Here is a 7,288-nt window from a genome sequence, read left to right on the forward strand (position 1 = left end):
GGGGGGCCCCACACCCCCCCCGCGGGGGCCCCCCCCCCCCGCGCGCCCGGCCCCCCCCCCCCCCCCCCCCCCCCCCCCCCCCCCGCGGCCCACGATCCGCCACGGGGGCGGGCGGCCCCGCGGTTCCGGTACCCCGACCCCGGACCCGCGGGGCTCACCAACGCCCGCGCACCGAACCCGCCTCCGGGTGGCCGATCCGGGTGAACAGCTCCCACGACTCGAACCAGGCGCGACGGGCGTCGTCGTGCCGTCCGAGCGCCGCGAGCGAGTCGCCGAGGCGGCACAGCGTGTACGCCCGCGACCAGCGGTCGCCGAAGTCGCGGTGGCACTCGATCGCCTCCTCGAACCGCGCCACCGCACCCTCGAAGTCTCCGACGCGGTGGTGGACGCGCCCCAACCCCTCGGTGGCGTCCGAGTAGCTGATCCGGTCGCCGGAGCCGGCCATCATGTCGATCACCTGGTGGAAGCGGTCGCGCGCTCCGTCGAGATCGCCCACGCCGACGAGCGCGCGGCCGAGCTGGATGCGGGCGTTGACCCGGCGCGAGCGGTGACCGGTGGCATCGGCGATGGCGACCGCCAGCAGGCCGTGGGCGTGCGCGTCCGCGATCGCGCCGCAGCGCTCGTGCGCCAGGCTGATCGCCTCGTGGGCGTGCGCTCGCCTGGTGTCCCCGGCGGGGATCGCCAACGCCCGGTCCAGGACCTCGACCGCGTCCTGGTACCGCCCGCTGAGCGTGTACACCCGGCCGAGCACGCACAGCGTCAGCGCCTCGATCCCACGGTCGCCCAACGCGCGGGCCGCCGCCAAGGCGTCGAGCTGGGTGGCCTCCCAGTCGCGCCACCTGCCGCTGCGCCCGAAGTACGACGACAAGGCCCACGGCAGCCGCCACGTGTGACCGGTGAAGCCCTCGCGGACGGCGAGGTCCACCGCCGCCAGCAGGTTGCCGTGCTCGGCGGTGAACCAGTCCCACGCCGAGCCGAGGTCCGGCACCTCCGGTAGGACGACGCCGGGCCCGGCGGGTTCGAGGGGGATCGGGTCGCGGTAGGGGTAGAGCCGCCGTTCACCGGCGAAACTGGTGTGTAGGTAGCAGTCGAGCATCCGCGCCACCGCCGCGTGCGTCCCTTCCGTCGTCTCCTCCTCCGCCGCGCGCTCCGCGGCGTACTCGCGGAGCAGGTCGTGGTGGCGGTACCGACCGGGTGAGCGCACCTCCAGCAGGGCCGCACCGGTCAGCTCGCCGAGCAGGCGTCGCGTCCGCGGCGTCGGCAGGCCCACCAGGCTCGCCGCCGCGGGCACCCCGACGTCCGCGCCGGGGTGCAGGCCCAAGAGGCGGAACAACCTCGCCGCGTCGTCGGACAACGTGCGGTAGGACCAGTCGAAGACCGCCCGGATGTCCAGACCGTCCCCGGTGGACAACTCGGCGAGCTCGGTCACCAACTCGCCCACGCCCAGGTGCGGCTCGGTCGTCGCGCGGCTGGTCACCAGCACTACGCAGGTGGCGCTGCCCGGCAGGAGCGGCCGGACCTGGTCGGGGTCGCGCGCGTTGTCCAGCAGGATCAGCATGCGCCTGCCCTCGACGTGGCTCCGGTACAACGCGACCTGCGCCGCGAGGTCCACCGGGATGCGCTCCTTGGGCACCTGGAACGCGTCGAGGAAGCCGCGCACCGCGGTGGCCGGGTCGATCGGGCCGCGCGCGTCGAAGCCCCGCAGGTCCACGTACAGCTGGCCATCGGGGAACCGGGCGCGTTCCCGGTGCGCCCAGTGCACCGCCAACGTCGTCTTCCCGATGCCCGCGGTGCCGCCGATCGACGTGATCAGGAGGGTGGACTGGCGGTCGACCTGCGCGGACAGGAAGTCGAGGGCATCCGCACGGCCGACGAAGTGAGGGACGGCCGGCGGCAGTTGGTTGATCGGGGCGGGTGGTGCGGGGTGGACGTGCACGCCGCCGTGGATGGCGCCGGCTTGCACGACCGGACCGTGCACCGGTCCGACCACCCCGTTGCGTAACTCGTCCACGCAGCCAGTGTGCCTCGATCGGGTGGGTGTGGACACGGAGCGTCAGTCACCTGATCGAGGAGTCAAGGGCGGGGGTGCTTCCGGTCGATGCGGAATAGGTCAACTTGCAGGTCCCCAACCAGGTTAGGAAAACCGTGTCCGGATACCGCACGCGCGGACTCCTGCGTGCCGCCGCCCTGCTCGCCGTTGGTGCCTCCCCGCTCCTCGCGTCCGCCGCCTCCGCGGCGGAGGGGCCCACCGAGATCGTCGACGGCACGATCGGCAAGATCGGCAACGCCCCCGAGGTCGGTCTCGACGCGACCAGTCCCGTCACCGACCTGCTCAGCGGCCAGGCCGTGAAGCTGCCCGCGCCGCTGCCCGGCGGCACGTCGGACGTCATGGCGCCGAAGGTGGCCGCACCGGCCGCGTTGAAGGCCCCGGCCGCGCCCGGGCTGCCGCTCGTGGGGAACGTCCTCACGCCGCAGGACCGCGCCCTGCCCGAGCTGCCCGAGCTGCCGGTGAAGCCGCTGATCTCGGGCCCGGCCGAAGCGCCCGACCTGGCCGGCGAGCTCGCCAAGCTGCCGGTGCCGCTGGGTTAAGTCGCTTCAGGTGGGCGGGCGGGGTAGCTGAGGATCCCGCTCGCCCATCTCCTGCACCAACAGCGCCACGTACAGCGAGAGCACGGACTCCGGGTCCTCCAGGGACACCCCGAGCACCTGCTCGATCCGGCTCAACTGCTGGTAGTACGCCGTGCGCGAGAGGTGCGCGGCGGCTGCCGCGGCGGACTTGTTGCCCCCGTGCTCGCAGAAGCACCGCAGCAGCTCCACCAGCCGGGTGCCCTGGTTGGCGTCGCGCGACAGCAGCGTCCCCAGCTCGCGGTCCGCGAACGCGACCACCCGCTCGTCCTCGCGCAGCAGGTGCAACAACCCGCGCAGCCGCACGTCGTCCAGCCGGTGGTAGAGCCTGGTCCCCGGCGACCGCAGCGCCGCACCCGCCACGTGCGCCGCCTCGCCCAACGACCGCCGCACGTCCGGCACCGCGGTCACGGTCGTGCCGACGGCCACCACCACGGGCAACGCGTGCTGGGTCGCCGCCGCCCGCCGGTGCACCTCCCGGGCCAACCGCCGCAGCACGCCGTCCAACCCCGCCTGCGGCGGCAACGACAGCAACGCCCGCACGCTCGTGTCGTCCACGACGCCGACCAGCGCGGGCACGGTCACCCGCCGCGCCGCCAACGCCGTCGCCTCGGCCAGGTCCCGCAGCACCTCCTGCGACGCCAACGCCTGCGCGGGCACGCTCGCCGTGCCCGTCCGGATCGCCACCCCGACGAGCTGCCGCCGCTCCAGCGGCACGCCGAGCGCCGCCGCCCGCGCCGGCAGGTCGGCCGGCGGCTGCCCGAGCAGCTGGGTGAGCAACGTCCGGTGCGTCTGCCGCTCCAACGACTCCCGGTCCCGCGCCACCAACCGGTGCACGGCCAACGCCGACGCGGCGCGTTCGGCCACCACGACGTGCCGGTGCGGCGGCGGCTCGGGCGTCAGCAGCACCAGCCGACCCCAGTCCGCGCCACGCGCGCCGACCACCGTCACCAGCCACCCGGCCTGCTCGTGGTACGCGGTCCGCTCGGACACGGCCACCGCACGTGACCGCTGGCCCCAGTCGGCCAGCAGCGCGGTCGGGTCCTGACCGGCCGCGTCGTAGGCCAGCACCTCGTGCCCCAACGTCTCCAGCACCACCGGCAGCCCGGCCGTCCGGGCCACCTCCCGCAGCACCTCGGCGGGCTCGGCGCCGGCCACGGTCAGCGCGGTGAACGCCTCGTGCACCTGCTCGGCCGCCCGTAGCTCGGTCAGCTGCGCGTCCACGATGAGCGACACCACGGCCTCGGTCACCGACACGAACCGGGTCTCCCGCGCCAACGTGACCAGCGGCAGCTCGTGCTGCTCGGCGGCGGCGACCAACGCGCCCGGCACCTCGTCGCTCCACCGCCGCACCAGCTCGACGACCAGCCCGGACGCGCCGACCGACGCGAGGTCGGCGACGTAGCGGCGCAGCCCGTCCGGGTCGTCGGGCAACGCGATGCCGGTGGTCAGCACCAGCTCGCCGCCGCGCAGCAGGTGCGCGATGTCGGCCACCTCGGCGACGTGCACCCACCGCACCCGGCGGCCCATCCCGGCCGCGCCCGCGACCACGGCGGGCTCGCCACGCCGGACCACGGGCAGGGCCAGCGCTTCGGCGACCGTGGGGTACATGGACACAACGTAATCCGCCGAGCCGGAAAGGGGTACACGTTGTCCATGGCGGCCCTCCGCACCGCCGACCACACTCCACTGGAGGGACCTACGACCGGAGGACGCGATGGGACACGAGGAGTTGCTCGCCCGGCACCGCGCGGTGATGCCCGACTGGATGGCCCTCTACTACGAGCAGCCGATCGAGCTGGCGAGCGCGAGCGGACGCCGCGTCACCGACCGTGAAGGCCGCACCTACCTGGACTTCTTCGCCGGCATCCTGACCAACGCGGTCGGCTACGACGTCGCGGAGATCTCCGACGCGATCCGGTCCCAGCTCGCGACCGGCGTGCTGCACAGCTCCACGCTCTACCTGATCCGCTCGCAGGTCGAGCTGGCCGAGAAGATCGCCGAGCTGTCCGGTATCCCGGACGCGAAGGTGTTCTTCACCAACTCCGGCACCGAGGCCAACGAGACGGCGCTCATGCTGGCCACCCAGTTCCGCCGCAGCGACCAGGTCCTCGCGCTGCGCAACTCCTACCACGGCCGCGCGTTCGCCACGGTCGCGATCACCGGCAACCGCGGCTGGTCGGCGTCCTCGCTCAGCCCGGTGAAGGTCAGCTGGGTGCACGGCGGCTACCGGTTCCGCAGCCCGTTCAAGGACCTCTCCGACGCCGACTACGTCAAGGCGTGCGTCGCGGACCTGCGCGAGGTGATCGAGACAACCACCGCGGGCGACGTGGCGTGCATGATCGCCGAGCCGATCCAGGGCGTCGGCGGGTTCTCCTCGCCGCCGGACGGGCTGTTCGGCGCGTTCAAGGAGGTGCTGGACGAGTACGGCATCCTGTTCGTCTCCGACGAGGTGCAGACCGGTTGGGGCCGCACCGGAGAGCACTTCTGGGGCATCCAGTCACACGGCGTGACGCCCGACGCGATGACGTTCGCCAAGGGCCTCGGCAACGGCCTCGCGATCGGCGGCGTGGTCGCGCGCGGCGACCTGATGGACTGCCTCACGGCCAACTCGCTGTCCACGTTCGGCGGCAACCCGATCGCCACGACGGGAGCCCTGGCCACGCTGAACTACCTGCTCGACCACGACCTGCAGGCCAACGCCGCCAAGCTCGGCGAACGGCTCGTCGACGGGTTGCGCGACATCGCGGCGGACCGGCCCGCGGTCGGCGACGTGCGGGGCAAGGGCTTGATGATCGGCATCGAGATGGTGGGCCCGGACGGCGCGCCGGACGCGGCGCGGGCGGTCGCCGTGCTGGAGGGCACCCGGGAACGCGGGTTGCTGGTGGGCAAGGGCGGGCTGTACGGCAACGTCATCCGCCTCGCGCCGCCGATGAGCTTGACCGAGGACGAGGTCGAGGAAGCGCTCGGCATCCTGGAGGACGTGCTGTGAGCACCACCATCGGCAGGATCACGCACTGGATCGGCGGCAAGCCGTGGGACACCGTCGGCGGAGTCGACGATCGGACCGCCGAGAGCGCGCGCTCCGGCGACGTGTACGACCCCGCGACCGGGCAGGTGGCGAGCCGGGTCGACTTCGCCGACGAGTCCACCGTGGACGCGGCGGTGGCGGCGGCGCGCGAGGCGTTCGGGTCGTGGCGCAACGCGTCGCTGGCGCAGCGGTCGAACGTGATGTTCGCGTTCCGCGAGCTGCTGAACGCCCGCAAGGGCGAGCTGGCCGCGATCGTCACCGCAGAGCACGGCAAGGTGCTGTCCGACGCGGCGGGGGAGGTGCAGCGCGCGCTGGAGGCCGTGGAGTTCGCGTGCGGCATCCCGCACCTGCTCAAGGGCGGGTTCAGCGAGAACGCCTCCACCCGGGTCGACGTTTACTCGATCCAGCAGCCGCTGGGCGTGGTCGGCGTGATCTCGCCGTTCAACTTCCCGGCCATGGTGCCGCTGTGGTTCGTGCCGAACGCCATCGCGTGCGGCAACGCGGTGGTGCTCAAGCCGTCGGAGAAGGACCCCTCGGCGGCGAACTTCATCGCGGAGCTGTTCGCCGAGGCCGGGTTGCCCGACGGCGTGCTGAACGTCGTGCACGGGGACAAGGTCGCGGTGGACCGGCTCCTGGAGCACCCGGACGTGAAGGCGGTGTCGTTCGTGGGGTCGACACCGATCGCGCGGTACGTCTACGAGACCGGTACCCGGCACGGCAAGCGGGTGCAGGCGCTGGGCGGCGCGAAGAACCACATGGTCGTGCTGCCGGACGCGGACCTGGATTTGGCGGCGGACGCGGCGGTGTCGGCGGGCTTCGGCTCGGCGGGCGAGCGGTGCATGGCGATCTCGGTCGTGGTCGCGGTGGACCCGGTCGGCGACGAGCTGGTGGCGAAGGTCGTGGACCGGATCGGGAAGCTGCACGTCGGCGACGGCCGACGGCCCGGCTGCGAGATGGGGCCGCTGGTGACGGGGGCGCACCGCGATCGCGTGCTGTCCTACGTGGACGGTGGGCAGTCCGAGGGCGCGTCGTTGGTGGTGGATGGGCGGTCGCACGCGATCGACGGTGCCGCGGAGGGGTTCTGGTTGGGGCCCACGTTGTTCGACCACGTCGGCACGGAGATGACGATCTACCAGGATGAGATCTTCGGGCCGGTGCTGTCGGTGTTGAGGGTGGCGACGTACGACGACGCGCTGGACGTGGTCAACGCCAACCCGTACGGCAACGGCACGGCGATCTTCACCAACGACGGCGGCGCGGCGCGGCGGTTCCAGAACGAGGTCGAGGTCGGCATGGTGGGCGTGAACGTGCCCATCCCGGTGCCGGTCGCGTACTACTCGTTCGGCGGGTGGAAGGACTCGCTGTTCGGCGACTCGCACGCTTATGGGCCGGAGGGGGTGCACTTCTTCACCCGCACCAAGGTGGTCACCGGTCGTTGGCTCGACCCGTCGCACGGTGGGGTGAACCTCGGCTTCCCGCAGAACACCTGACCACCGCGTGAGTCCTACGTTCGGAACGCGAGTGTCCTACGTTCAGGACGTGTGAGTTCAACGTTCAGTGCTCGGGTCGGCCCGGGTCGAGGTTTGTTGGGTGGGGGGGGGGGCGCCCTGGAAAAAAGGCCCCGGGGGGGGG

5 protein-coding genes are annotated in these 7,288 nt (G+C 72.9%); 3 read left to right on the plus strand and 2 right to left on the minus strand.

Annotation, left to right across the window (positions count from 1 at the left end):
- Positions 1-154: 154 nt before the first annotated feature.
- Positions 155-2,011 carry a tetratricopeptide repeat protein gene (locus tag LNK82_RS47580; protein ID WP_230565620.1) on the minus strand — a complete coding sequence of 619 codons (1,857 nt, stop codon included), beginning with the start codon at positions 2,009-2,011 and terminating at the stop codon, positions 155-157.
- A gap of 134 nt (positions 2,012-2,145) precedes the next feature.
- On the opposite strand from LNK82_RS47580, the gene LNK82_RS04400 reads away from it, so the two are divergent.
- Entirely contained in the window at positions 2,146-2,589 is a 444-nt protein-coding gene (locus LNK82_RS04400) for a hypothetical protein (protein WP_230565621.1), read from the plus strand.
- Between the two features lie 6 nt (positions 2,590-2,595).
- Here the strand turns inward: LNK82_RS04400 and LNK82_RS04405 are convergent, their stop codons facing one another.
- A complete protein-coding gene (locus tag LNK82_RS04405; protein WP_230565622.1) occupies positions 2,596-4,236 on the minus strand; it encodes a PucR family transcriptional regulator in 1,641 nt (546 codons plus the stop codon).
- Between the two features lie 106 nt (positions 4,237-4,342).
- Here LNK82_RS04405 and LNK82_RS04410 point away from each other — a divergent pair, with 106 nt between their 5' ends.
- Both LNK82_RS04410 and LNK82_RS04415 read left to right on the plus strand, forming a co-directional pair.
- On the plus strand, positions 4,343-5,617 hold the full coding sequence (locus tag LNK82_RS04410; protein WP_230565623.1) for an aspartate aminotransferase family protein: 1,275 nt from the start codon (positions 4,343-4,345) through the stop codon (positions 5,615-5,617).
- Complete coding sequence (locus tag LNK82_RS04415) at positions 5,614-7,146, plus strand: CoA-acylating methylmalonate-semialdehyde dehydrogenase (protein WP_372470397.1); 1,533 nt, start codon at positions 5,614-5,616, stop codon at positions 7,144-7,146. The genes LNK82_RS04410 and LNK82_RS04415 overlap by 4 nt, the downstream gene beginning before the upstream one ends.
- Positions 7,147-7,288 lie beyond the last annotated feature (142 nt).

This window comes from Saccharothrix luteola (assembly GCF_020859565.1).
GTDB lineage: Bacteria > Actinomycetota > Actinomycetes > Mycobacteriales > Pseudonocardiaceae > Actinosynnema > Actinosynnema luteola.